Origin of the sequence: Kitasatospora sp. NPDC091207 (genome assembly GCF_044768625.1) — a bacterium.
Taxonomy (GTDB): Bacteria; Actinomycetota; Actinomycetes; order Streptomycetales; family Streptomycetaceae; genus Kitasatospora.
In genome coordinates, this window is the sequence record NZ_JBIVVS010000001.1 from 116,896 (window position 1) to 142,614 (window position 25,719).

Sequence of the window (25,719 nt, forward strand, 5' to 3'; positions counted from 1 at the left end):
TCACCTCAGGAGCCCCCGAGTGAGCAAGCGCACCTTCCAGCCGAACAACCGTCGCCGCGCGAAGACCCACGGCTTCCGGCTGCGTATGCGTACCCGCGCCGGCCGTGCCATCCTGGCCGCCCGCCGTGGCAAGGGCCGCAGCGCCATCTCCGCCTGATCCGCGCCAGAGTCTGTTGTGCTGCCCTCCGAGAATCGGCTGCGGCGGCGCCAGGACTTCGCGACCGCGGTGAAACGCGGTCGCCGGGCCGGCCGGCCCCTACTGGTCGTCCATCTCAGCAGAGACGGCGACCCGGTGGGGCAGGCCGACCGGACCAGCGACTCCCGCCCGCACGTCGCCGAGGGGACTCCTTCGGCGCGTGCGGGTTTCGTCGTGAGCAAGGCCGTCGGTCCGGCGGTCGTCCGTAACCTGGTCAAGCGCCGTCTGCGCCATCTTGTCCGTGATCGTCTGTCCAGGCTGCCCGCCGGTAGCCTGATAGTGGTGCGTGCGCTGCCCCAGGCCGCGTCCGCCTCGTCCCAGGACCTCGAACGCGACCTGGACGCGGCGCTCAAGCGGCTGCTGAAGGCGGAGCCCGCCGCCACGGCGCCGACGGGAGCAGGTCGATGAAGTACCTGCTGATGGGTCTGATCAGGGTCTACCAGTGGACCATCAGCCCACTGCTCGGTCCGGTCTGCCGCTATTACCCCTCCTGCTCGCACTACGGCTTCGAGGCCGTCAAGGTGCACGGGGCGGTCAAGGGCGGCGGCCTGACCGTGTGGCGCATCCTGCGCTGCAATCCGTGGACGCCCGGCGGGGTCGATCATGTTCCGCCGCGTAAGCACCCGGTGTGGCACCGCCGGCTGCGCGACCTGCTGAGCCGCGGGTCCGCCGCCGAACCGCCGGTGACCACGCCCCCCGCCGGTCCGGACCCAGAGGGCCCGGCGACCATTGGTCCCGTGGGGCCGATCCCAATGTCCAAGGAGCCTGACCGGTGACCTTCTCCTTCCTGAACCCCCTGTACACAGCGGTGTCCTGGATCATCGTCCAGTTCCACTCGCTGTACAGCCACGTCTTCGATCCGAACGGTGGTTGGGCCTGGGGTCTGGCCATCGCCTCGATGGTGGTCGTCATCCGGATCTGCCTGATCCCGCTCTTCGTGAAGCAGATCAAGGCGACCCGGGCCATGCAGGCGATCCAGCCGAAGATGAAGGCCATCCAGGAGCGCTACAAGAACGACAAGCAGCGCCAGTCCGAAGAGATGATGAAGCTGTACAAGGATGCGGGTACCAACCCGTTCTCCAGCTGCCTTCCCATCCTCGTCCAGGCGCCGTTCTTCACCGCCCTCTACGGCGTGCTCGCCAAGGTGGCCGACGGCAAGCCGATCGGCGTCATCGACGGCACCCTGCTCGACAGCGCCCAGCAGGCGCACATCTTCGGCGCCCCGCTGTCGGCGACCTTCGTCGGCAGCAGTGATGTCAGCGTCAAGATCGTCGTCGCCATCATGATCATCCTGATGTCGCTGTCGCAGTTCATCACGCAGCGCCAGCTGATGACCAAGAACGTGGACCTCACGGTCAAGACGCCGTTCATGCAGCAGCAGAAGATGCTGATGTACGTCTTCCCGATCATGTTCGCCGTGATGGGCATCAACTTCCCCGTCGGTGTGCTGGTCTACTGGCTGACCACCAACATCTGGTCGATGGGCCAGCAGCTGATCGTCATCCGGAACAACCCGACGCCCGGCAGCAAGGCGTGGGACGAGCGCCAGGTCCGTCTGAAGAAGGCCGGCCGCATCAACCCGGACGGCTCGGAGATCAAGGGCGCCCTGTGGGGCATCCTGCCCCCGAAGAAGACGGCCACGTCCGCCGCCGCCGTCGTCGAGGACGCGGTGCAGGTGCGTCGCCAGCAGCCGCGTAAGCAGACCAAGTCGCAGCGCCAGCACACCGGCGGTGCCCCGGCGGCCAGCCTGACCAAGGACGCCCCGGCCCCGGCCGAGGAGCCCGAGGCCGCCGTTCCGGCCGAGTCCGGCAGCGCCAAGCCGACCGCGACCGGGCCCGCCGGGGCCAAGTCCGGCCCGGCCCGGCAGCAGGGCACCCGGCAGCAGCCGAAGCGCGGTGGGCAGGGCGGCCAGCGGCCGAGGAAGAAGTCCTGACCCGATCGGCCCCGGACCGTCCCAGCGGCCCCCTGAACCTCGTTCCCGGCCCACCACTCGGGCCCATCCCCGAAGGAGTCCATCAGTGACGGAAGGCACCACCTCCGCCGTCGAGGTCGAGGCCGCTTCCAGCGCCGACGAGAGCCTCATCTCCCGTCTGGAGCAGGAGGGCGACATCGCGGCGGACTACCTGGAGGGTCTGCTCGACATCGCCGACCTCGACGGGGACATCGACATGGACGTCGAGGGTGACCGCGCCCTGGTGTCCATCGTCGGCGACGGCGACGACCGTTCGCTCCAGCGCCTGGTCGGCCAGGACGGTGAGGTGCTGGAGGCCCTGCAGGAGCTGACCCGGTTGGCTGTCCACCGGGAGACCGGCGAGCGCAGCCGCCTCATGCTGGACATTGCGGGCTTCCGCGCCCGCAAGCGCACCGAGCTGGCCGAGCTCGGGGCCCAGGCCGCGGAGCAGGCCAAGAGCTCGGGGGAGCAGGTCAAGCTGCGGGCGATGACGCCCTTCGAGCGCAAGGTCGTGCACGACGCCGTCGCCGCGGCCGGTCTGCGCAGCGAGTCGGAGGGCGAGGAGCCCCAGCGGTGCGTGGTCGTGCTGCCGGCCTGAGCCCGGGGAAGTCGATGACCGGCCGTTTCGGCGACCGGTGACCTTCAGAGGACTCGACCCCGTCCGCCTCGTGCGGGCGGGGTCGTCGTCCCTTCGCGGGACGGATGTCCGGCGAGATGTGTTTCACGTGAAACAGTGCGGAGAGCGGGTCGGTGGATCCGGGGAGCGGAGAGGTCGAGATGGACACGGAGAGCGCGGCTGCCGATGAGCCGGCGGCGGGTGCCGGTAGTTCGGCCGCTGAGGGCCCGGGCGTCGAAGGCGTGACGGCCGAGGGGCCGGCCGAAGCCCCGGCCGTCGCCCGGGAGGTCTTCGGCGACCGCTACGAGGCGGCGGTGCGCTACACCGAGCTGCTGGCCACCGCGGGCGTCCAGCGCGGGCTGATCGGCCCCCGTGAGGTGCCCCGGCTCTGGGACCGCCATGTGCTGAACTGCGCGGTGCTCGCCGAGCTGCTGCCGCCCGGGTCGACCCTGTGCGACGTCGGCTCCGGCGCCGGGCTGCCCGGCATCCCGGTCGCGCTGGCGCGCCCGGACGTGTCGGTGACGCTGCTGGAGCCGCTGCTGCGCCGGACCACCTTCCTGGAGGAGGTGGTCCGCGAGCTGGGTCTGGAGAACGTCACGGTGCTGCGCGGCCGCGCCGAGGAGATGGTCGGCAAGCTCGCGGTGGACGTGGTGACGGCGCGGGCGGTGGCGCCGCTGGACCGGCTGGCCGGCTGGGGCATGCCGCTGCTGCGCCCGCACGGCCAGATGCTGGCGCTCAAGGGCGACAGCGCCGAGCAGGAGCTGGCCGATTCGCGGGCCGGGCTGGCCAAGCTGGGCGCGGTCGAGTGGACGGTCATCTCGGTGGGCGAGGGCACCCTGGAGACCTCGACCCGGGTGATCCAGGTCAAGGCGGGGGAGAGCCCCGGCGGAGTGAAGGCGGCGACCCGGCGGGCCAGGGCGGCCCGGGCCGGGCGCGCCGCCGGAGCCGCCGCGCGCACCGGCGAGCGCGGCCGGGGCGGACGGCGCCGCAGCCGCTGAGCGCAGTGGGGCCCGAAGCGGGCGGGTGGTCCTCGGGGACCGCCCGCCCGCTTCGTCGTTCCGGCTCCGCGTCGGCGGCGGCGACCGGGCGGCGTGGCGGTCGGCCGGGGGTGGGCCGGGGGTCGACGGGGTCCGACGGGGGGCGGCCGAAGGGTCGGCCGGGGGCGTCCGCAGGGCGGTGCGGCAGTCGGGCGGGGCGGTGGCGACCGCCTCCGTGACACCCGGGTGACGGGTGTGCGGCCGTCGGGGTGACTCCGGGCCACCGGAGTGTCGCACCGTCAGAATTCCGACATTGCGGGCATGGTGTTTCACGTGAAACGTCGCGCCCTGCTTTCCGACAGTCTCGACCTGCGGCTGCGCCGCGGGCTTGGTCTCTTCCGGGCGGCGACTGTTGCCGCTCCGGTTTCACGTGAAACACTGACCCCCATGCAGGACTCGGAGACCATCGACCAGATCGATGACACGCCCATCGCGCGTGCCGCCCAGGCCGCGGTACAGGCGATCGGCCGAGCGGGCGAGGGACTTCCCCGGCCCGCCGCCACCCGGGTGATCGTGGTCGCCAACCAGAAGGGCGGGGTGGGCAAGACCACCAGCACCGTCAACATGGCCGCCTCGCTCGCCATGCACGGACTGCGCGTGCTGGTGGTGGACCTCGACCCGCAGGGCAACGCCTCCACGGCGCTCGGGATCGACCACCACGCCGAGGTGCCGTCGATCTACGACGTCCTGGTGGAGGGCAAGCCGCTGGCCGACGTGGTGCAGCCGGTGGTGGACGTCGAGGGGCTCTTCTGCGTCCCCGCCACCATCGATCTGGCCGGTGCGGAGATCGAACTGGTCTCGCTGGTCGCCCGCGAGAGCCGGCTGCAGCGCGCCATCGCCGCCTACGAGCAGCCGCTGGACTACATCCTGATCGACTGCCCGCCCTCGCTCGGCCTGTTGACCGTCAACGCCCTGGTCGCCGGGGCGGAGGTGCTGATCCCGATCCAGTGCGAGTACTACGCGTTGGAGGGCCTCGGCCAGCTGCTGCGCAACGTCGAGCTGGTCCGTGCGCACCTCAATCCCACGCTGCACGTCTCCACCATCCTGCTCACCATGTACGACGCCCGGACCAGGCTGGCCGCCCAGGTGGCGGAGGAGGTCCGGACGCACTTCCAGCAGGAGGTGCTGCAGACCGCGATCCCCCGCTCGGTCCGGATCTCGGAGGCGCCCAGCTACGGTCAGACGGTGCTCACCTACGACCCGGGCTCGACGGGTGCGCTCTCCTACCTGGAGGCCGCCCGGGAGCTGGCGATGCGGGCGCCGGGCATCGGCGGCCCGGTGGTCGGTCAGCAGCGCGCCGGTCAGCAGCAGGGCAGCGAGCCGGGGCAGAACGCCCCGACGGCACAGCACGGTACGACGGAGGGCAATCGGTGAGTGGTCGCAGGGGTCTGGGACGAGGACTCGGGGCGCTGATCCCGGCTGCCACGCCGGCGGCCGGCGGGGCAGCGGTACAGTCCGTGGCGGCCCCGTCCGCGCCGGCCTCGGTGGTGTCCACCGGAACGGTGTCGCCGGTCGCGGTGCCGGTGCTGCCGACCGGTCGCGGCACGGTTGCGGCGAAGGCCGCCGCCGAGAGCCTGCGCGAGCTGGCGGTGCGGGATCCGGCCGGACCGGCCCTCGCCCAGGTGGACGGGGCCCGCTTCGCTGAGCTGCCGCTGGACTCGATCACGCCGAACCCGCGTCAGCCGCGTGAGGTCTTCGACGAGGACAAGCTGGCCGAGCTGGTCGCCTCGATCAAGGAGGTGGGCCTGCTCCAGCCGGTCGTGGTGCGCCAGGTGGGGCCCGAGCGCTACGAGCTCATCATGGGCGAGCGGCGCTGGCGGGCCTCCCGGGAGGCGGGGCTGGAGCAGATCCCGGCGATCATCCGGGCCACCGAGGACGACAAGCTGCTGCTCGACGCCCTGCTGGAGAACCTGCACCGGGCCGAGCTCAACGCGCTGGAGGAGGCGGCCGCCTACGACCAGTTGCTGCGGGACTTCTCCTGCACCCATGACGAGCTGGCGGACCGGATCGGCCGCTCGCGTTCGCACGTCTCCAACACCCTGCGGCTGCTGAAGCTCTCGCCGGGCGTCCAGCGCAGGGTGGCGGCCGGCACGGTGACGGCCGGCCACGCGCGGGCCCTGCTCGGAGTGGCGGATGCCGAGCAGCAGGAGGAGCTGGCCCGGCGGATCATCGCGGAGGGGCTCACGGTGCGCAACATCGAGGAGCTCGTCACGCTGCTGAGCGGCGAGGAGTCGAGGCCCAAGCGTGCGACCGGGCCGAAGGCGGGCAAGCTGCTCTCGCCGGCCTTCAACGATCTGGCCAGCCGGTTGTCGGACCGCTTCGACACCCGGGTCAAGGTCGAGGTCTCGCAGCGCGGCGGCAAGTTGGGCAAGGGCAAGGTCGTCCTGGAGTTCGGCTCGGTGGAGGACCTCAACCGGATCCTGGACAGTCTGGCGCCGGGCGAGGACGGGCTGCGGCTGTCGCAGGGCTGAGCCGGGGCCGAGGACGGATCTCGACGGGTGCATGTTCCACGTGAGCGGGTGTTTCACGTGAAACATGCACCCATCGGCGTTCGGGGGGAATGCTCGACTGTGGAGTGGACGAGGGAGGTGCGGGGCATGGGACGCCGGATCGTTCCGCTGACGCTGGACAACCTCGACGACCTGCCGACGACCTGCCGCTCCTGTGTGTTCTGGGAGCTGGACCCGGTCACCGGCCGGGCGGCGGTCGAGTCCGGGAAGCCGGAGCTGGAGAAGGAGGGGTGGATCTCCGCCGTGCTGCTGGAGTGGGGCTCCTGCGGCCGGATCGTCTACGTGGACGACAACCCCGCCGGCTTCGTGCTCTACGCCCCGCCGGCGTACGTGCCGCGGTCGCAGTCGTTCCCGACCAGTCCGGTCTCGCCGGACGCCGTCCAGCTGATGGTCAGCCGGGTGCTCCCGGGCTACCAGCGGCAGGGGATCGGCCGGGTGCTGGTGCAGACCGTGGCCAAGGACCTGGTGGGGCGCGGAGTGCGGGCGATCGAGGCGTTCGGCGCGGTCGGCCGGCAGCCGACGAGCTGTGTCCTCCCGGCGGATCACCTGCTGGCGGTCGGCTTCAAGACGGTCCGGCCGCACCACCGCTATCCGCGGCTGCGGCTGGAGGCCCGGACCACGCTCTCCTGGCGCGGCGACGTGGAGGGCGCGCTGGAGCGGCTGCTGGGCGGAGCCCGGAAGGAACCGGCGCTGCGGCCGTTCTGAGCCGGCCGGCCCGGTCCGGAACGGCCGCGACGGGCAGCCACCAACGACGACGGCGGCGCTCCCCGGTGGGGGAGCGCCGCCGTCGGCGGATCGGGCCGGGGCCTAGATGAAGTCGGCCAGCTCGCGCAGCAGCGCGGCCTTCGGACGGGCACCGGTGATCGACTTCACCGGCTCGCCGCCCTTGTAGACGATCAGCGTCGGGATCGAGATGACGTTGTACTGGGCAGCGGTCTGCTGGTTGGCATCGACGTCGAGCTTGGCGATGGTCAGCTTGTCGGAGTGCTCGGCCGCGATCTCGTCCAGGATCGGGGCGACCTGGCGGCACGGGCCGCACCAGGTGGCCCAGAAGTCGACCAGGACGGGCTTGTCGCTGTCCAGGACGTCAGCCTTGAACGTCGCATCGGTGACGGTGGTGGTGGCGCCGGCCACGGGAACTCCTAGGGGTGGAACGGAGGGGGTGCTACCAGGAGAACAGCGGGCGGGCCCGTTCTGTTTCTGCCCGGCCGGGGCGGGTGTGTTCCACGTGGAACACCCCCGCCGAGGATCGGTGGGTGTGGCGGGTCAGACCGCCACGGTGGCGGCCTGGGTCTCCAGGTCGGCCAGCGAGGCCAGGTAGCGCTCGGCGTCCAGCGCGGCGGAGCAGCCGGTGCCGGAGGCGGTGATGGCCTGGCGGTAGGTGTGGTCGACGACGTCGCCGGCGCCGAAGACGCCCGGGATGTTGGTCCGGGTCGAGGGGGCCTCGACCTTCAGGTAGCCCTCGGCGTCCAGCTCCAGCTGGCCCTTGAAGAGCTCGGTGCGCGGGTCGTGGCCGATGGCGATGAACAGACCGGTGACGGGCAGCTCGCGGGTCTCGCCGGTGGTGGTGTCCCGCAGGGTGACGCCGCTCAGCTTCGGGTCGCCGTGGATCGCCTCGACGGCGCTGTCCCACTCGAAGCGGATCTTCTCGTCGGCGAACGCGCGCTCCTGCATCGCCTTGGAGGCGCGCAGGGAGTCCCGGCGGTGGATGATCGTGACGCTGCGGGCGAAGCGCGAGAGGAAGGTGGCCTCCTCCAGGGCGGTGTCACCGCCGCCGACGACCGCGATGTCCTGGTCGCGGAAGAAGAAGCCGTCGCAGGTGGCGCACCACGAGACGCCGCGCCCGGAGAGCTTGTCCTCGTTCGGGAGGTTCAGCTTGCGGTGCTGCGAGCCGGTGGTGACGATCACCGTGCGTGCCCGGTGGACGTTGCCCTCGGAGTCGGTCACGGTCTTGATGTCGCCGGTGAGGTCGACGGCGACGATGTCGTCCGGAATCAGCTCGGCGCCGAACCGCTCGGCCTGCGCCCGCATGTTGTCCATCAGCTCGGGGCCCATGATGCCGTCGCGGAAGCCGGGGAAGTTCTCGACCTCGGTGGTGTTCATCAGCGCGCCACCGGCGGTGACGGCGCCCTCGAAGACGAGCGGCTTGAGGGCGGCACGGGCGGTGTAGAGCGCGGCCGTGTAGCCGGCCGGGCCGGAACCGATGATGATCACGTTACGGACATCGCTCACTGCATCTCCTGGTTCGCATCGCGACCCGCGCTAGGGCGGGGAGGGCGGTCCTGCTCCGCCGCCCGGGACAACGACTGACCAGTCTCTCGCATTCCCAGGCCGATCGGCACCAGGCGCTCGCAGTGTGGGAGCGCCTGGCCGCACCCGGCGTGGATCGCACGGGAACGGCACGGGCGCGGCGGGCCCCTCGGTGCCACGGGTCCGTACCGCTCGGACCGGATCCCGCCGGATCGGTTTCCACCGGACCGGGCACCGGTGTCGCAGGCTGCGGCGGGTCGGGTGGCGGCGGGTCGGGCTGCGGCGGGTCGCCGGTCAGTGGGCCGGGACGGTGCGGTGGAGCAGGACCGGTCCGCAGTCCGGCGCGCGCAGGTAGACGTCGAGCCGCTCGGGTCGGTCCGGCACCCCGTACACCAGCAGCTCGGCCGGGGCGCCGGCGTAGCTGCCGTGGCCGGTGGCCAGCAGCGGGCCGGTGGCGGGCGCCGGGCAGGCCGGGGTACCGCCGCCGCCGGTGAGCCCCTGCTCGCCGGCGGCGGGTGGCGCGGCGGACGGTGAGAAGGGCTTGGCGGGGCCGTCGGTGGTCGCGCCGGTGCGGGCGAGCAGCTGCTGGACCTGAGCGGCGAGCAGCTCGTCCTGATAGACGGTGCCGCCGGTCGAGAGCTTCGGCTCGGCAGGCCCGGTGGCGCTGCCCGAGGCGGCTCCGGTGGCGACCGCGGCACCGGCCCGTACGGCGGAGGCGTCCGCCCCCCGTGGCTCGGCGGGCCGCAGCAGCAGCGCGCCGCCGAGGCCGACCGCGAGCAGCGCGGTCGCGGCGCCGAGCAGGAGGCCGGCCCGCCGGCGGCGCGGGCGGGGGCGGCCCGGCCCGGCCGGGGAGGTGGCCGTGGTGCGTCGTGCGGGCGGTGCGACGGGGGCTGTGGCGGGGTGTGCCGCGGTGGCCGGGCCCTGGGTCCGGCCGGGAGGTGCGGCGGCCGTGTGGGGGGCGTCCGGGGCCTCGGCGGCGGACCTGACGCGGGTGGCCGCGTCGGCCGTGCCGGCCGCGTCGGTTTCGGCCGCGGCGGCCGCCAGGGCCGCGTCCAGCCGTGCGGCGACGTCGGCGGGCATGGCCGGGGCCGGTACCTCGCCGAGCAGCGTGCCGAGCTCGGCGAGCGCCTCGGCGGTGTCACGGCAGTCGGCGCAGCCGTCCAGGTGCCGCCGCAGCGCCCGGGCGGCGTCGGGCTCGACCAGTTCTTCGGCGAGGTCGGCCAGCTCGTCGACCGAGGGGTGCGCTTCGAGGGGGCCGGGGGAGGAGAGGGGGGCCGTCATCGCGTGCTCGCGTCTCCTTCCAGAATCGGTCGGCCGGTGTCCGGGCCTGTCCCTGTGACGGTCCTGGGCCCGGGTGGGTTCCCCGGGGGTGCCACGCGGCCGGTCCGAGCGTTCGGCGCCCGCCCCGCCCCGTCCGGTGCCGCCGGCCCGGGTGGTCCTGTTTCACGTGAAACATCGGCGGCGCCGCCCTCGCGCAGATGCCGGACCAGGGGCAGCAGGCGGGCCCGGCCGCGGGCGCAGCGGCTCTTCACCGTCCCGACCGGCACGCCCAGCAGCTCGGCCGCCTCGGCCACGGGGTAGCCCTGCATGTCGACCAGGACCAGCGCCGCCCGCTGCTCGGGCGCCAGCTCGTCGAGCGCCGCCGCCAGTTCCCGGTGCAGCTCGGCGCGGACCACCGGGGAGTCCGCCGGTTCGGCGGTGCCGACCAGCGCGTCGAGGCGCCGCGGGTCGTCGTCGAGCGGCTTGGTGCGGCGGGAGGCGGTGCGCCGGGCGCGGTCCAGGCAGGCGTTGACGACGATCCGGTGCAGCCAGGTGGTGACCGCCGAGCGGCCCTGGAAGGTGTGGGCGGCCCGGAAGGCGGAGACCAGGGCGTCCTGGAGGGCGTCGGCGGCCTCCTCGCGGTCGCCGAGGGTGCGCAGGGCGACCGCCCAGAGCCGGTCGCGGTGGCGGTCGACCAGCAGGCCGAAGGCGTCCCGGTCGCCGGCGACGTGCCGGGCGAGCAGCGCCGCGTCGTCGTCCGGCCGGTCCGTGCCGTCCGCCACTGCCACCCCTTGCCCGTTCGTCCCGGCCCGTCCAGCCCCGACCCTTACAGCCCCGACCCGTCCAGCCCCGCCCCGTCCGGCCCCGCCCCGTCCGGCCCCGCCCCGCGACGGGGCCGCCCGAGCCTCCGGTCAGCCGGAGACCTTGACCTCGGCGACGTAGCCGCGGAACGTTCCGTCCGTATCCTTCGGCAGGCTGGTCATCCAGAGCAAGAGGTACCGCGTGGTGACCGGGCTCTCCAGGGCGTAGTCGAGCGTGGTGCCGCTCTGCTTGGTGCCGGCCACGGTGAAGTCGCCCGGCTGTGCCTTGGCCGGGTCGCCGGCGGCCTGCGGGCCCGGGATCCGCAGCTCCGCGGTGGTGGAGCCGACGAACTGCACGTTCACCGAGCTGACGGCCTGCGCCGAGCCGAGGTCGAGCAGCAGGCCGATGCCCTCCCTGAGGGCGGGCTTGGGGCCGAGCTGGTCGTTGTACCAGGAGGTGATCCAGGTCGTGGCCGGGTCTCCGTCGATGGCCTTGCCGACCGTGTACTTGCCCCCGGCGGAATCGCCCGCCGGGCTGTACGCCTGGGCGTTCTTGACCGGGATCGGCACCGGGGTGCGGGCGGCGGCGTACGCGGTCGGCGACGTCGCGGAGGGCGAGGGCCCGGCGGCGGACACCGAGGTCCCCGGGTGGCGCAGGGTGTCCACCAGCTGCCAGGAGGCGACGCCGATCGCGCCGAGGGCGACCGTCCAGGCGGTCACCTTGATCACCCGGCGCAGCCGTCGGCGGGTGCGCCGGACCGGGGCCGGGCGGGCCGCGGCGGGCATCGGCCCGGCGCCCGGGGCGGCCACCACCCGGGTCGGGTTGGGCGCGGTGGGCAGCGCGTGGGTGGTGTGCCGGGGCGGTGGGGCGAAGACCGGCAGCTCCGGCTCGGGCTGGCGGATGCGCGGCATCAGCGCGATCGCCTTGGCCAGCTGCTCGGGGGTGGAGATCGGCTCGGCGTGGTGCGGCGGCTGGTCGAACAGGGCGCGCGCGGCCAGCTCGGACAGGCCCTTGTGGACGCCGGCCCGGACCTGGTCCGGCGGGACGTCGCAGAGGTTCTTCGGCAGGCCCTTGAGGTCGTAGCGGTCCTCCGGGAACGGCCAGCGGTGCGTGAGCGCGGCGAACAGCAGGGCGCCGATGGCGCGGGTGTCGGTGCGCTCGGCGTCCTCGTCGGCGCCCTCGGCGGGCAGGCCGCGCAGGGCGGCGTCGACGGCGATGCCGTTGATCCGGTACTGCCCGCTGTCGGTGCGCAGCACGCAGCGCGGGGTGAGCCGCAGATGGGCCTGGCCGCGCCGGTGGGCGGCGGCGACCGCGTCGGTGACCTGGCGGACCATCTGGTACGCCTCGTGCGGCTCCATCGGGCCGGTGGCCAGCAGCTTGGCGAGGTCGGAGGCGTGCGGCAGCCACTCCCGCACCACGTAGACCAGCTCGCCCTCCTGGACGGCGTCCAGGACCTGGACGAACCGCGGGTCGCCGAGCAGCGCGGCGGACTTGGCGGCGGCCAGCACGGCCCGGGCCCGCTGGTGGCCGGAGGCCATCAGGTGGACGCCGACGGCCCGGCGCAGCTTCTCGTCGACCGCCCGCCAGCTGCTGAAGGTCTCGGTGTGGGAGATGCACTCCTCCAGCCGGTACCGGTGGCCGATCTTGTCGCCGCTGTGTCGCAGCGGGGCGGGCAGGGTGCGCGGCAGGGTGGCGGTGTCGCGGGGGTCGTGGGTGGGCTGCGGGTCCTGCGGGGGCCGTCCGGAGGGGCGGGCCGCGGGGCCGGGGTCCGGCTTGCGCTTGGCGGCGCCGGCGGCGAGCTCGGCGCGGATCTCGTCGGCGGACAGCGGCGCGGTGATCTCCGAGGTCTCCTCGCCGCCGGCGGGAGCGGCCTTCGACGGGCCCGGGTCGGCGTCGTCCGGGTCGGCGTCGTCCGTGTCGACGGCGCCGGTGTCGGCTGCGCCGGTGTCGTCGGCGGCGTCCTCACCGGACGTGGTGGACGGGGCCGTCTCGCCGGCGAGCTCGTCGATCGCCGCGGCCAGTGCGGCCTCGTCCGCCGCCCCGTCAGCTGCTGACGTGTCGACGACCGCCTTGGTGCCATCAGCCACCGTGGTCCTGCCTCCCCTTGTGTCGCCCCGGCCTGAGAGAGTCGCTGGAGCGCTCGGGCCGAGGCCCGGTGCTCCAGGACAATTGTGCCCACTCTTCTTCACCGGGTACGACCGCTGAAAGGCCTTCGCGGTTGCGTGCCGGTGGAGAGATGTGGTGCAGATCCGACACTGGGCCGCCGGCTCGGGCCCGGGCGATCCCGGACGCCGACGGCGGCCCAGCACCCGCCCCGTCGGGGCGGAGAATCCCGGCCGCCCGGTTGACGTCCGGTCAGGGCGTCGACCGGAGGGACCGGTTGGCAGAGCGGGTCAGCGGCCCAGTCGGCCGCGGACCATGCCCAGCATGGCGTTCAGCTCCTCGATCCGCAGCTTCTTCGCGATCAGCACGAAGACGGCGAGCTGGAGGCCGCCGGCCACGACGATGGTGAGCACGCTGCCCAGCCAGCCACCGAGCACCTGCTGGACCGCCAGGCTGACGCCCACACCGACCAGCGCGGCCGGGACCGAGGCGGTGATCAGGCGAGTGTAGGTCTTGCCGATCCGCTTGGTGTCCAGGCCGCCGATCTTCTTCTTCAGCTTGGGCACCGCCACCGTCACTCCGACGGCGTAGGCGAGACCGTACCCGAACGCCATGCCGGTCACGACCCACTCGGAGGGCAGGAGGGCCCAGCAGGCCAGCGAGAACGCGGCCTGGCAGGCCGCCACCCAGACGGTGTTGGAGAACGGCGTCCGGGTGTCCTCGTAGGCGTAGAACCCGCGCAGCATCACGTACTGCGCCGAGTACGGGAGCAGGCCCAGCGCGAAGGCGGAGAGCATCAGCCCGACGTTGGTGGCGCTGTCCAGGTCGCTCTCGTTGCCGCCCACCGCGTAGATCGCGCGGCCGATCGCCGGGCCGAGCGAGAGGAACAGGAACGCGGCCGGGACGACCGCCACCGCGGTGCTGCGCAGCCCGTACGAGAGGTCGTCGCGCACCGCGCCGGCGTCCTCGTCGGCGGCGGCCCGGGAGAGCCTGGGGAGCACCGCGCTCATGATCGAGACGACGATCACGGCCTGCGGCAGCTGCCAGATCAGCAGGGCGTTGGAGAACGCGACGAGTCCGACACCGGTGTGGTTGCCGGCCTCGGCGGCCTTGCCGGCGGAGGTGGCGAGCTGGGTGATGACCAGGTAGCCGGCCTGGTTGGCCAGGACGAAGAAGAAGGTCCACTTGGCGAGGCGGGCGGCCTTGCCCAGGCCGTGGCCGCGCCAGTCGAACCGCGGCCGGTAGTGGAAGCCGGCCGCCCGCAGGTACGGGATCATCGCCAGCGCCTGGACGGCGAGGCCGACCAGGGTGCCGATGCCGAGCAGCCGGACGCCCTCGGGGGAGATCGTCTCCGGGGTGACCTGGGTGGTGCCGGCCTTGCCGAACACCCAGAGGTACGCGGAGAAGGTGAAGATCACCACGATGTTGTTGAGGACCGGCGTCCACATCATCGCGCCGAACCGGCCGCGGGCGTTGAGGATCTGGCCCATCACCACATGGATGCCCATGAAGAAGATGGTCGGCAGGCAGTAGCGGGTCAGCGCGACGATGACCTCGGCGTTGGCGGGGTCCCGCATCAGCGGGTGCGCGATCAGCTGGACCAGCAGCGGCGCCGCGAGCACGGCCACGAAGGTCACGCCCGCCAGGCCCACCATCACCAGGGTGAGCAGCCGGTTGGCGTAGGCGGTGCCGCCGTCGGCGTCGTTCTTCATGCTGCGGACCAGCTGCGGCACGAAGACGGCGTTCAGCGCGCCGCCGCCGATCAGGATGTAGAGCAGGGTGGGCAGGGTGTTCGCCGCGTTGTAGGAGTCACCCATCACGGCGAAGCCGATCGCGGCGGCGATCACCATGGTGCGCAGGAAGCCGGTGCCGCGGGAGACCAGCGTGCCGGCCGCCATGATCGCGCTGGAGTTCAGCAGGCTGGAGACCTTGCCGCCGCCGGCCGCGGGTGCCGGTGCGGCGGGGGCGTTCGGCTCGGCGGCCAGTTCCTCCAGCGGCTCCACCGCGGGCGGGATCTGGACCGCAGCCACCTGCATGGTGGCCTCCTCCTCGGAGAGCGGCGGGTCGAACTCGATCGGCGGCACGAACGGGTGCTGCCCGTCCGGGCCGTTCCGGTAGCCCTGCGGACCGGGGTGGCCGGGGTTCCCGTGGTACGCGCCGGCCGGGGGGAACGGCGCGGCCGGGGGGAACGGCGCGGGGCCGACGGGCGGCGGGGCCGTCGCCGACCGGGCCGCCGGCTGTTGGACCGGGGGCTGCTGGGCGGGCGGCTGCTGCTGGGCCGGCGGGCGGGCCGCGGCCTCGGCGGACCGGCCGCCGAACAGGTCGTCCACGCCCACGTACTCGGTGCTCTCGGAGTCCCACGCCGAGTGTGCCGGGCCGGGCTGCCACTGCTGCTGGGGCAGCTGCTCCTGGCCGGCCCACTGGCCGCCGACCGGGGCCGGCTGCTCCCAGCCGGGCCCACCCTCCTGCCAGGCGGCCGGCTGCTGCCCCGCGCCCTGGTGGGCCGGGGCCTGCTGTGCCTGCGCCGGGGTGTCCCAGCCGGGCTGCACCGGCGGAACGGGCGGGGTGAACGTCGCCGGGGGGACCGGCATCGGGTAGCCGCCGCTCTGCGGCGGCAGCTGCGGCGGCACGTCGTACGCGGCGACCGGCTCCTGCGGCGCGGCCGGCCGGGCGGCCCGCAGGCCGTACGGGTCCTGACCGTCCTGGTGACCCTGGTACGCGTCGGCCGCGTACGGGTCCTGGGCGTAGGTGTCGGCCACGTACCAGTCGCCGGACGGCGACTCGGCGCCCGGCCGGCTCTCACCGCGGCCCGGCGGCCGCTCCTCGCTGCGCCCGGTCATGTCACCTCTTCGCTGTTGTGGGGGAGGCCGTCCCGGAGACGGGCGGGTATCGGCGGTATCAAGGACCAACCTTCTCATCACTGGTGGCCCGATCCCGGCCATCTGTGCTGCTGCCGCGCGGTGTCTGCGCGGCTCCGCCACGTTCCGGCCCCCGCGGGCCGTCCTCGTCCACCGTCCCGGGTGTCGTCCGGTCCGCCGCCCCGTCGGGCCGGGCGGGCCCGTCGGCGGCCGCCGGAGCGTCGTCGAGGGGCTCGTCGTCGAGGGGTTCGCCGTCGAGGGGTTCGTCACCGCGCGGCCCGTCGCCGTCGCCCTCGTCGTCCTGTGCCCGGCGCTTGCGCTGCCGGAAGAAGCGCAGCGCGGCCAGCAGGAGCAGCACCAGACCGCCGCCGAAGACGTAGAGCACGCCGTTGGTCACCGAGGTGACCTCCACCGTGAAGACCTGCGGCTCCCCGTACTTCTGCGGGTTCGGCCCGGTGGTCCAGAGCTGGGCGGTCATGCTCACCGGCCCGTTGTTCTGCGCCTCGGCCTGGAACCGCAGGGTGACGCTCTGCGAAGCGGGCAGCACCAGCTCCTCGGCGGGCCGGATCTTCAGCCGGTTGGCCTGGCTCGGGGACAGCACCAGCTTGAGGTTGGTGACCGGCTGGGTCAGGTCGTTGCGGACGCTGACCTGGAGCACCCCGGTGTCACCGGCGAAGGTGATCACGTTCTTCTTCGGTACGTACACCGCCTTGGTCAGCTCGGCGAGATAGCCCGCCACGCCGTCCCGGTAGACGGAACCCTCCGGTGCCTGGGCCCGCCACTCGGTCGACATCGAGCGGACCATCGCGGCGCTGAACGGGCCGCGCACCCGCTGCGGCAGGGTGAGCACCCGCATCAGGATGTCCAGATCGCTCTGGATCTTGACGGTGTCGGTCAGCGCCGAGGACGGCAGCTCGGAGGCCCGTGCCTGCGACGGGTAGTCGGTGGCCGCCGGGACGCCGGCGTTGGCCTTCGGATCGGCCGGACCCTGGGCGAGCACGTCCAGCTTGACCGGCTCCACCCACTTGCCGGCCTGCGCCGCCTGCACGGCCGTGGCGAGCGCCTTGGCGGTGTTGGCGGTCAGGTCGCGCGGCGGCATCACCAGCAGTCCGCGCGGGTTCTGCGGCTCCTGCCGGGAGATCACGAAGGTCTCGGCGAGGAACTGCTGGATCGCCAGGGTCTGCTCCTGCGGCGTGCCCAGGTCCTTCTCGAACAGGGCGGAGACGGCCTCGTCGGCCACCACCGCGTTCTGCCCGTTGCCGATCGGCCGGACGGCGGTCGGGGTGTACTTCAGCGCGTCCGGCTCCGGCAGGCTCGCGCCGTTCGCCAGGACCAGGGAGCTGCCGGTGCGCTGGGCCATGGCCGCGATCTGCTGGTCCAGGTAGCCCTGGTACGGCCAGGCCACGTCCGAGCGGGTGTCCACCGCCAGCCGGCCCTCGACGGTCAGCCGGCCCGCGGTGGCCGCCTTGCCGAGCGCGGCGTCCACCCCCGGGAGCTCGGCCGCGTTGTGGGCGATCGAGGCGATGTCCGGGTCGGCGTACGGCAGTGCCACCACCTGGCTGCCGGGCTTCGCCACGGCGGTCCGGAGCTTCTCCAGCCAGGCCGTGGCGGCCGCCGAGCCGGTGCCCAGGACGGTGTTGTCCTCCTTCGCGGCCTTCTTCTCGCTGCCGGGCTTCTGCACCCGGTACTGCTTGGTCATGGCGAACGCGGTGTCCAGCAGGTCCGGGTCGACCACCCAGGTCAGACCGGGCAGCGACGACCCGGTCTCCACCAGCTCGTAGAGCCGGCCGCCCGGCGCGAACTCCGCCGCCAGGCTGTCGTCGCGCAGGACCGGGATGGTCTGCTCGTTGTCGGAGAAGGTCTGCGCGGCCAGCACCGGGGCGTGGACCAGCGGCCAGAGGGTGGTGACCTTGGAGGGCTGCGCACCGGTCGCGCCCGGGTCGTAGGGCAGGAAGGTCCGGGCGATGCCCAGCGGGCGGTCGCGCTGGTTGTCGGCGGTCGAGCCCCAGGCGTCCACGGCCAGCTCGTACACGCCCTCGGTGGACAGCTGGAGGTCGCTCACGGCGACGCTCAGCGTGTACGGCTGGCTCTGGCCCGGGCCCAGCTCGTTCAGGGCGTACTGCGGGCTGTCCAGGTCGACGCCGTCGCGGCCGGTCGGGGTGGTCCGGGTGGTGACGTCGGTCAGCTCGCTGCGGGTGGTCAGCGGCTTGCCCTGCCAGGGCTTGCGCACCGCGGCGTGGGCCGACTTCAGGACCGACTTGCCGGCGTTGGTGACGTGTCCGGTGATCGTCACGGTGCCGTTGGGGACGGCCACCGGCTTGTTCACCGTCTCGATGGTCATCACCACCGGGTACTCGGCCGAGACCGCCGTCTCGGCCGCCGGGCGGGGGCCCCCGGCGGGCAGCGCACCGGCCGGAACGGCCGGCAGCAGTGCCAGCGCGGCGCCGAACGCGACCGCCAGCCGCCGGACGGTACGCACCGCCCGGCGTCCCGGGCCGCGCCCGCGGGCGGCACTTCCGGTGCGTTCGGCGGCCCGCCCAGGGTGTCCGTCCGCCTCCAGGCCCGAGTGCCGTGCCGGCTCGCCCACGCGCTTCGCCCTCGCCGTTCTCGATTGCTCGCTGCTCGATGCTGTGCTGCTGCGGATGTCCCGCCGGCCGGAACGACCGGCCGTGGATCAGTGGTGAGGAACGCGTCCGCCCGATGGTCCGGCCGGCCGTGCCGCGCGCGGCACCGCAGCTCCTCGCCGGTGCCCGAGACTCGCTCCACCCGGCATGGTAACGATGCGGCGGGGGGTGCAGTGTTGCGGGCCTTGGGGTGAGCACCGGAAAACGCGCGGGCGGCGGGGCCGCCGGGCCACGTACCCTTGTGTGCCGTGTCCACTGCCAATGAGCCCACCGCCCACGAGTCCGGCGCCCATCATTCCAGCATCGCCACCCAGGCCGTCCCAGGCCTGAGCGAGGCGCAGACCCTGGGGCTGCAGGAACTGCTCCGGGTGTCCCCGGTCGCCGACGAGATCGCCCGCCGTTTCCAGGCCGCCGGCCACCGGCTCGCGCTGGTCGGCGGCTCGGTCCGGGACGCGCTGCTGGGCCGCCTCGGCAACGACCTGGACTTCACCACCGACGCCCGCCCGCACGAGGTCCTGAAGCTGGTCAAGGGCTGGGCCGACGCCGTCTGGGACGTCGGCATCGCCTTCGGCACGGTGGGCGCGCGCAAGGACACCCCGCGGGGCTCCTTCCTGATCGAGATCACCACCTACCGTTCCGAGGCGTACGACCGCACCTCGCGCAAGCCCGAGGTCACCTACGGCGACACCATCGAGCAGGACCTCGTCCGCCGTGACTTCACCGTCAACGCGATGGCCGTCGACCTGCCCGGCCGGGGCTTCGTCGACCCGCACCGCGGCCTGGACGACCTGGAGGCCCGGGTGCTGCGCACCCCCGCCACCCCGGAGGAATCCTTCTCGGACGACCCGCTGCGGATGATGCGGGCCGCCCGCTTCGCCGCCCAGCTGGACTTCGAGCCCGCCCCCGAGGTCGTCGCCGCGATGACCGCGATGGCCGACCGGATCACCATCGTCTCCGCCGAGCGGGTCCAGGCCGAGCTCAACAAGCTGCTGGTGGCCGCCCACCCGGTCAAGGGCCTGCGGCTGCTCGTCGACACCGGCCTGGCCGACCACGTGCTGCCCGAGCTGCCGGCCCTGAAGCTGGAGCGGGACGAGCACCACCGGCACAAGGACGTCTACGAGCACTCCCTGACCGTCCTGGAACAGGCCGTCGACCTGGAGCAGGACGGCCCCGACCTGGTGCTGCGCCTCGCCGCGCTGCTGCACGACATCGGCAAGCCGCGGACCCGGCGCTTCGAGTCCGACGGCCGGGTCTCCTTCCACCACCACGAGGTGGTCGGCGCCAAGATGACCCGCAAGCGGATGCGCGACCTCAAGTACTCGAAGGAGCTCACCGAGGACGTCTCGCGCCTGGTCGAGCTGCACCTGCGCTTCCACGGCTACGGCGGCGGCGAGTGGACCGACTCGGCGGTGCGCCGCTACGTCACCGACGCCGGGCCGCTGCTGGAGCGCCTGCACAAGCTCACCCGCTCCGACTGCACCACCCGCAACCGGAAGAAGGCGGCCGCGCTCTCCCGCACCTACGACGGGCTGGAGGAGCGGATCACCGAGCTGAGGGCGCGGGAGGAACTGGACGCCGTCCGCCCCGCGCTGGACGGCAACCGGATCATGGAGCTGCTGGACCTCAAGCCGGGTCCGCAGGTCGGCAAGGCGTACAAGCACATGCTGGAACTGCGCCTGGAACACGGCCCGATGGAGGACGACGAGGCGGTCGCCGCCCTCCGCGCCTGGTGGGCCGACCAGCAGGGCTGAGCGCGAACGCGTTCACCTGCCCGCACGGCGGGAGGGGTGGCCCCGGGTACTCCGGAGCCACCCCTCCCGCCGTGCGGGCCGGGGGCGGCCGTCAGCTGTTGATCCCCTGGAGGCAGAGGACGTAGCTCAGGGCGGCGGAGGAGGCCTCCCGGGTGTAGCTGCTGTCCGAGTTGGGCACGTTGTCGCAGGCCTTGTCGTCGCTGGTGGCGAGGATCTTGCGGAGCACCTTGTACTGCGCCCGCGAGTCCGTGCAGGACAGCATCGTGATCCGCGGGTTGGGGTCGTGGGTGGCGCCCGTCCCGTTCTCGTTGCGCAGGCAGTCGCCGGCCTTGGCGCGGTCGATGTCACTGGGCACCGAGGAGGCCCCGGCCGGTGTGGACGGCTTCACCGCGCCCGGGGTGGTGATCTCCGGGATGGGCGGCATCGAGAACGACGGCATCGGGGGAATCGGGGGCATGGTCACCGCCGTCGGGGTGGGCAGTACCAGCGGGTGGTACGGCGTGGGGCTGCGGTGGTCGGCGCCGAGCAGGGCGCCCGTGGTGACCAGGATGACGAACGACGTGATCGAGAAGATCGGCAGCAGCAGCATCAGCATGTGCGGCCGCTTGGTCAGCGGGACGCCCGGGTCGAGCTGCGGGCCGTGGGTGCCGGGGACCGGCGGCGGCAGGTCCTTGATCTTGTTGTGGGCGGCGAGGTTCCGCAGCAGCGTGATCGGCGTGATGATCGAGGACAGGTAGCCCCACCAGCCCTGGACCAGGGTGCGGGCCGACATGTCGCGGACCACCGCGGTGCCGCAGGTGCGGCAGAACGGTCCCGGCTGCTTCAGGAACCGCATGATGATGATGATGCCCTGGTGCCCGCGGACCGTCGTCTCCACGGCCGGGAAGCCGCCGCAGAACCGGCAGACCGGACCGCCCTGCGGCGCCTGCTGGGCGTACCCGGGCTGCTGCGGGTAGCCGTAGCCGGGTGGTGCGGGCTGGGCGGGCACGCCGTAGCCCGGCGGGGGCGGCGGCGGTGCGGCCGGGTAGCCGTAGCCGGGCGGGGCCGGTGCGGGCGGCTGGGCACCGTACGGATTTCCGGTGGCGTAGGGGTTGGCGTCGGCCGGCGGCGGAGCGCCGTACGGCATCTGGGGAGGTGGAACGGACACAGGGGTCCCCCGGGGAAGGTCGGTCGGTGAAAAGGGGTCAGGACTTCTTGACCGGTGGCACACCGGTGGTCAGCGGGCCGAGGCAGAGCACGTAGCGCTTCTTGTTCCAGCGCCGTCCGCTCTTGCCCGACACCGTGCTGGTCGTCCCGACGGTCTGCTTGCAGCGGGTGGTGTCGGTGGTGTCGCCGAACGTGGCCAGCACCTTGTAATTCGCCTTGGCATCAGTGCACTTGACGATGTCGACGTCCCGCGAGCCGCTGGCCTTGACGCAGTCGCCGACCTTGGCGCTGCTGACGCTCGGCCCGCTGACGAAGTAGCCGATGATCAGCGCGATGCCACCGACGGCGGCGACGACGATCTTCAGCTTGGCCTTGGCCCCGGTCTTCCGCGCCGGCCCGGCGGGCATCGGCTGCTGACCGTACGGAGGCTGCTGTCCGTAGGGCGGTTGCTGTCCGTACGGAGGCTGCTGACCGTACGGAGGCTGCTGTCCGTAGGGCGGCTGCTGGCCGTACCCGGGTGCGGCCGGGGCCGGCTGCGGCGGGGCCGGGTAGCCGTAGGCCGGCGGCTGTCCGTAGCCCGCGGGCGGCGGCTGGGGCGGGCCGTACTGCGGAGCCGGGGGAGCACCGTACGGCGGGCCGCCCTGCGGCGGTACGCCCGGTCCGGGTGCCTGCGGGTAGCCGTACGGGGGCGGCGACCCGTACGGACTGGGTGGTGTGCTCATCAGGTTCTCCCCCGAGACGCGGTGCTGTCGCTCCGACAGATCTGACGTACCTTAGCGACTCACCCGGACGGGGCAGGTTTCGAGGGGGCGCGCGGTCTCAGGACGCCTGGTCACCGGGGAGCGGACCGGTCCGCCGGGCCGCCCGCAGATAGAGCACGGCGGCGAGCGCGTACACCAGGGAGACTCCGGCGACCACTCCGACCGAGCGTCCGGAGAGCGGCAGCACCAGCGCCGTCACCAGGGCGGCGGCCACGAAGGCGACGTTGAACAGCACGTCGTAGACGGCGAAGACGCGGCCCCGGTACTCGTCCTCGACCGACTCCTGGACGACGGTGTCGGCGCAGATCTTGGTGCCCTGGGTGACCACCCCGAGCAGCAGCGCCGCGATCAGGCACGGCACCAGGGAGAAGCTCAGGCCGAGCGCGGGCACGAAGACCACCGGAGCCGCCAGGCAGAGCGTCATCCAGCCGGCCAGCCCGAGCCGGCGGGTGCACCACGGACTGATCACCGCCGCGAGGAAGAACCCGGCGGCGGAGAGGCCGACCGCCTGGCCCAGGGTCACCAGCCCGGCGGCGCTGTCCGCCGGATCGTTGAAGGTGTAGCGCGCGAGCATCACCACGACGACGATCAGGACGCCGTAGCAGAACCGGGCCGCGGTGACGGCGGCGAGCGCGTGCACCGCGGGCCGGCAGTCCCGGACCAGGTGGGTGACGGCCGCGCCCAGGTCGCGGGCGGCCAGCCCCAGTGCCCGGCCCAGCGGGGGGCGGTCGGCGTGGTGCTCGGGCCCCAGCAGGTCCCGGTCCATCCGGCGGGCGGCCAGCGCGGCCGAGAGGTAGAGCAGCGCGGCGACGGTGACCAGCGCGGCGTCGGCCTTCGGGCCGGGGGCCATCAGCTGGTGCAGCAGGAAGCCCAGGCCTCCGCCGGAGGCCGCGGCGACCGTGCCCAGGGTGGGGGAGAGCGCGTTGGCGGTGACGAGCTGGTCCTGCCGCACCACCCGGGGCAGCGCGGCGGACAGTCCGGCCAGGATGAACCGGTTGAGCGCGGTGACCAGCAGCGCGGAGGCGAAGAACAGGGTGGTCGGCGCCTCGGCCAGCAGCAGGGCGCCGGTGACCAGACCGAGCCCGAAACGGGCCAGGTTGCCGAAGAACAGCACCTGGCGGCGGCGCCAGCGGTCCAGCAGCACGCCGGCGAAGGGGCCGATCACGGAGAACGGCAGCAGCATCACGGCCAGCACCGAGGCGATGTCGGCGGGGGAGGACTGCTTCTCCGGGGAGAAGACCACGTAGGCGGCGAGCGAGACCTGGAACACGCCGTCGGAGAGCTGGGAGAGCACCCGGGCGGTCAGCAGCCGGCGGAAGTCGCGGCCGTGGAGCAGTCCGAGGAGCGTGGCGCGGTGCTCGGACTGGTCGGTGCTGCCGTTCTCCGTGATCGCCACCCGCCCAGACTGCCATGGAACCGGCCTGTGTTTCACGTGAAACATTCGCCGGGAAATGGTGAACGGGCCCACGGCGGACCGTGGACCCGTTCAGCGCCCGGGGAGCACTCGGCTCCCGGTGTTCCGGACCCGGCGCCCGGTACTCAGCGCGAGGCGCTCAGTGCCCGGCTCCCGGAACCCGGCGCGTGACGATCGGGATCGTCACCGGGCTCAGCGCTCGACCTCGCCGCGGATGAACTTCTCGACGTTCTCGCGGGCCTCGTCGTCGAAGTACTGGACCGGCGGGGACTTCATGAAGTACGAGGACGCCGAGAGGATCGGGCCACCGATGCCGCGGTCCTTGGCGATCTTCGCGGCGCGCACGGCGTCGATGATGACACCGGCGGAGTTCGGGGAGTCCCAGACCTCGAGCTTGTACTCGAGGTTCAGCGGGACGTCGCCGAACGCGCGACCCTCAAGGCGGACGTAGGCCCACTTGCGGTCGTCGAGCCACGCCACGTAGTCGGACGGGCCGATGTGGACGTTCTTGGCGCCCAGCTCGCGGTCACGGATCTGCGAGGTGACGGCCTGCGTCTTCGAGATCTTCTTGGACTCCAGGCGCTCGCGCTCGAGCATGTTCTTGAAGTCCATGTTGCCGCCGACGTTCAGCTGCATGGTGCGCTCGAGGATGACACCGCGGTCCTCGAACAGCTTGGCCATCACGCGGTGCGTGATGGTGGCGCCGACCTGGGACTTGATGTCGTCACCGACGATCGGCACGCCGGCCTCGGTGAACTTGTCCGCCCACTCCTTGGTGCCCGCGATGAACACCGGCAGGGCGTTCACGAAGGCGACCTTGGCGTCGATGGCGCACTGGGCGTAGAACTTGGCCGCGTCCTCGGAACCGACGGGCAGGTAGCAGACGAGAACGTCGACCTGCTGGTCCTTGAGGATCTGGACGATGTCGACCGGGGTCTCGTCGGACTCCTCGATGGTCTCCCGGTAGTACTTACCCAGACCGTCGAAGGTGTGACCGCGCTGGACGGTGACACCGGTCGGCGGCACGTCGCAGATCTTGATGGTGTTGTTCTCGCTGCTGCCGATGGCGTCGGCCAGGTCGAAGCCGACCTTCTTGGCGTCGACGTCGAAGGCGGCGACGAACTCCACGTCACGGACGTGGTACTCACCGAACTGGACGTGCATCAGGCCGGGGACCTTGCCGGCCGGGTCGGCGTCCTTGTAGTACTCGACACCCTGCACCAGCGACGCGGCGCAGTTGCCCACGCCCACGATGGCTACGCGAACCGAACCCATTCCGGTTGCTCCCTGTGATCTCATGAGGGCCGCCGGTGCTCGGCGGCTCTCGTCCTGCTTCTTCGATGAATGCTTGACGGGCGCGAGGCGCCCACTCCTGCCGCGTGCCGAGGGCGGACGCGGTGTCAGCGCTCCTGGTCGGAGCGCCCCGGGCGGTCGTACGGTGGCCCGGGCGGATCCGGGGATCCGGCCTCCTGGCCACGGCCGTCCGAAGTCTTGTCGGTTGCCGCGGTGGTCGGTCCGTCCGCGAGCGGTCCGGTCCGGCCGCTGCGGTTGGCCCGCTCGGTCTCGATCAGCTCGTTGAGCCACCGGACCTCGCGCTCGACCGACTCCAGGCCGTGCCGTTGCAGCTCGACGGTGTAGTCGTCGAACCGCTCGCGGGCCCGGGCGAGCGAGTTGCGCATCCGTTCGAGGCGCTCCTCCAGCCGGCTGCGGCGTCCTTCCAGGACGCGCATCCGCACGGCCCGGTCGGTCTGGCCGAAGAACGCGAAGTGGACACCGAAGTGTTCGTCCTCCCACGCGTCCGGGCCGGAGTCGGCGAGCAGTTCCTCGAAGCGCTCCTTGCCCTCGGGGGAGAGCCGGTAGACGATCTTGGACCGCTTGCCGTTGAGCGCGGTGGCCGGGACGTACTCGTCGTCCGGGTTGTCCTCGACGAGGAAACCCTGGGCCACCAGGCTCTTCAGACACGGATAGAGCGTTCCGTAGGAGAACGCGCGCAATGTTCCGAGCAGGACGTTGAGCCGCTTGCGCAGCTCGTACCCGTGCATCGGGGCGTCGTGGAGCAGGCCGAGAACGGCGAACTCCAGCACTCCTGAGCGCCTGCCCAATGCCGTCGTCCTCCGTCCTTCCGGTTGCTTCCCGGTCCGCCGTCTCCGGCGCTATGTCGCTCCGATGTATCGGCTCGATATATCGAGAACAGTAAACCTGGGTCCCCGGTCGAGCAAGGGGGGCACGCGTGAATGTGATCACAAGGCGACGCGCAGGTGTGCTTGGCAACGGGCATGTAATGATCTGCTGCCGTTTTGCGGGCATTGGTGACTGATGCCCGATTAGTTGTATTTCTCGGCTGCGTACGCTGTCGCGTGTGCACGAGGACCACCTCCGGGGTTAGGGCGGTTGCGGGCATCGGACGTGAACCCTGCCTTCAGGCTCGACCGCCTGGCGAG

General features: G+C 72.7%; 22 protein-coding genes. 10 read left to right on the forward strand and 12 right to left on the reverse strand.

Features of this window, described 5'->3' with window-relative positions; translation table 11 throughout:
• Window positions 1-19 precede the first annotated feature (19 nt).
• From rpmH to ACIQTO_RS00580, 9 genes are all read left to right on the forward strand, one after another.
• Window positions 20-157 (forward strand): 50S ribosomal protein L34, encoded by a 138-nt coding sequence (gene rpmH / locus ACIQTO_RS00540; protein ID WP_148643823.1) that lies wholly within the window; start codon window positions 20-22, stop codon window positions 155-157.
• 18 nt (window positions 158-175) lie between these two features.
• Window positions 176-604 carry a ribonuclease P protein component gene (gene rnpA, locus ACIQTO_RS00545; RefSeq protein ID WP_402380935.1) on the forward strand — a complete coding sequence of 143 codons (429 nt, stop codon included), beginning with the start codon at window positions 176-178 and terminating at the stop codon, window positions 602-604.
• Window positions 601-972 (forward strand): membrane protein insertion efficiency factor YidD, encoded by a 372-nt coding sequence (gene yidD / locus ACIQTO_RS00550; RefSeq protein ID WP_402380938.1) that lies wholly within the window; start codon window positions 601-603, stop codon window positions 970-972. Before rnpA ends, yidD begins: the two co-directional genes overlap by 4 nt.
• Complete coding sequence (gene yidC / locus ACIQTO_RS00555) at window positions 969-2,129, forward strand: membrane protein insertase YidC (protein WP_402380940.1); 1,161 nt, start codon at window positions 969-971, stop codon at window positions 2,127-2,129. Before yidD ends, yidC begins: the two co-directional genes overlap by 4 nt.
• Before the next feature lie 85 nt (window positions 2,130-2,214).
• Window positions 2,215-2,745 (forward strand): protein jag, encoded by a 531-nt coding sequence (locus ACIQTO_RS00560; RefSeq protein ID WP_402380943.1) that lies wholly within the window; start codon window positions 2,215-2,217, stop codon window positions 2,743-2,745.
• A 179-nt stretch (window positions 2,746-2,924) separates the two neighbouring features.
• On the forward strand, window positions 2,925-3,761 hold the full coding sequence (gene rsmG, locus ACIQTO_RS00565; RefSeq protein WP_402380946.1) for a 16S rRNA (guanine(527)-N(7))-methyltransferase RsmG: 837 nt from the start codon (window positions 2,925-2,927) through the stop codon (window positions 3,759-3,761).
• Between the two features lie 426 nt (window positions 3,762-4,187).
• Window positions 4,188-5,174 (forward strand): ParA family protein, encoded by a 987-nt coding sequence (locus ACIQTO_RS00570; RefSeq protein ID WP_402380949.1) that lies wholly within the window; start codon window positions 4,188-4,190, stop codon window positions 5,172-5,174.
• Window positions 5,171-6,271, forward strand: a complete 1,101-nt coding sequence (locus ACIQTO_RS00575) for a ParB/RepB/Spo0J family partition protein (RefSeq protein WP_402380952.1) — start codon at window positions 5,171-5,173, stop codon at window positions 6,269-6,271. The genes ACIQTO_RS00570 and ACIQTO_RS00575 overlap by 4 nt, the downstream gene beginning before the upstream one ends.
• A gap of 126 nt (window positions 6,272-6,397) precedes the next feature.
• Window positions 6,398-7,015 carry a GNAT family N-acetyltransferase gene (locus ACIQTO_RS00580; protein ID WP_402380955.1) on the forward strand — a complete coding sequence of 206 codons (618 nt, stop codon included), beginning with the start codon at window positions 6,398-6,400 and terminating at the stop codon, window positions 7,013-7,015.
• Window positions 7,016-7,117: 102 nt separating this feature from the next.
• Here the strand turns inward: ACIQTO_RS00580 and trxA are convergent, their stop codons facing one another.
• The 7 genes from trxA to ACIQTO_RS00615 all read right to left on the reverse strand — a co-directional run bounded on the left by trxA (window position 7,118) and on the right by ACIQTO_RS00615 (window position 18,061).
• Entirely contained in the window at window positions 7,118-7,444 is a 327-nt protein-coding gene (gene trxA, locus ACIQTO_RS00585; protein WP_380575549.1) for a thioredoxin, read from the reverse strand.
• Window positions 7,445-7,576: 132 nt separating this feature from the next.
• A complete protein-coding gene (gene trxB / locus ACIQTO_RS00590) occupies window positions 7,577-8,542 on the reverse strand; it encodes a thioredoxin-disulfide reductase (protein ID WP_402380958.1) in 966 nt (321 codons plus the stop codon).
• A 312-nt stretch (window positions 8,543-8,854) separates the two neighbouring features.
• Window positions 8,855-9,841: a hypothetical protein gene (locus ACIQTO_RS00595; RefSeq protein ID WP_402380961.1), complete on the reverse strand. Its 987-nt coding sequence runs from the start codon at window positions 9,839-9,841 to the stop codon at window positions 8,855-8,857.
• Complete coding sequence (gene sigM / locus ACIQTO_RS00600) at window positions 9,838-10,608, reverse strand: RNA polymerase sigma factor SigM (RefSeq protein WP_402380964.1); 771 nt, start codon at window positions 10,606-10,608, stop codon at window positions 9,838-9,840. The genes ACIQTO_RS00595 and sigM overlap by 4 nt, the downstream gene beginning before the upstream one ends.
• A 123-nt stretch (window positions 10,609-10,731) precedes the next feature.
• Entirely contained in the window at window positions 10,732-12,708 is a 1,977-nt protein-coding gene (locus ACIQTO_RS00605) for a protein kinase family protein (RefSeq protein WP_402380967.1), read from the reverse strand.
• A 306-nt stretch (window positions 12,709-13,014) separates the two neighbouring features.
• Window positions 13,015-15,564, reverse strand: a complete 2,550-nt coding sequence (gene murJ, locus ACIQTO_RS00610) for a murein biosynthesis integral membrane protein MurJ (protein WP_402380968.1) — start codon at window positions 15,562-15,564, stop codon at window positions 13,015-13,017.
• A gap of 58 nt (window positions 15,565-15,622) precedes the next feature.
• Window positions 15,623-18,061, reverse strand: a complete 2,439-nt coding sequence (locus tag ACIQTO_RS00615; RefSeq protein ID WP_402380970.1) for a DUF6049 family protein — start codon at window positions 18,059-18,061, stop codon at window positions 15,623-15,625.
• A gap of 447 nt (window positions 18,062-18,508) precedes the next feature.
• Here ACIQTO_RS00615 and ACIQTO_RS00620 point away from each other — a divergent pair, with 447 nt between their 5' ends.
• Complete coding sequence (locus ACIQTO_RS00620; RefSeq protein ID WP_402382677.1) at window positions 18,509-19,957, forward strand: CCA tRNA nucleotidyltransferase; 1,449 nt, start codon at window positions 18,509-18,511, stop codon at window positions 19,955-19,957.
• A gap of 91 nt (window positions 19,958-20,048) precedes the next feature.
• Here the strand turns inward: ACIQTO_RS00620 and ACIQTO_RS00625 are convergent, their stop codons facing one another.
• The 5 genes from ACIQTO_RS00625 to ACIQTO_RS00645 all read right to left on the reverse strand — a co-directional run bounded on the left by ACIQTO_RS00625 (window position 20,049) and on the right by ACIQTO_RS00645 (window position 25,380).
• Window positions 20,049-21,083, reverse strand: a complete 1,035-nt coding sequence (locus ACIQTO_RS00625) for a hypothetical protein (protein ID WP_402380973.1) — start codon at window positions 21,081-21,083, stop codon at window positions 20,049-20,051.
• Window positions 21,084-21,141: 58 nt separating this feature from the next.
• Window positions 21,142-21,825: a hypothetical protein gene (locus ACIQTO_RS00630; RefSeq protein ID WP_402380976.1), complete on the reverse strand. Its 684-nt coding sequence runs from the start codon at window positions 21,823-21,825 to the stop codon at window positions 21,142-21,144.
• A 97-nt stretch (window positions 21,826-21,922) separates the two neighbouring features.
• A complete protein-coding gene (locus ACIQTO_RS00635; protein ID WP_402380978.1) occupies window positions 21,923-23,260 on the reverse strand; it encodes an MFS transporter in 1,338 nt (445 codons plus the stop codon).
• 210 nt (window positions 23,261-23,470) lie between these two features.
• Window positions 23,471-24,553, reverse strand: a complete 1,083-nt coding sequence (locus ACIQTO_RS00640) for an inositol-3-phosphate synthase (protein ID WP_402380981.1) — start codon at window positions 24,551-24,553, stop codon at window positions 23,471-23,473.
• A 125-nt stretch (window positions 24,554-24,678) separates the two neighbouring features.
• Window positions 24,679-25,380 (reverse strand): helix-turn-helix transcriptional regulator, encoded by a 702-nt coding sequence (locus ACIQTO_RS00645; RefSeq protein ID WP_402380983.1) that lies wholly within the window; start codon window positions 25,378-25,380, stop codon window positions 24,679-24,681.
• Between the last annotated feature and the right edge of the window lie 339 nt (window positions 25,381-25,719).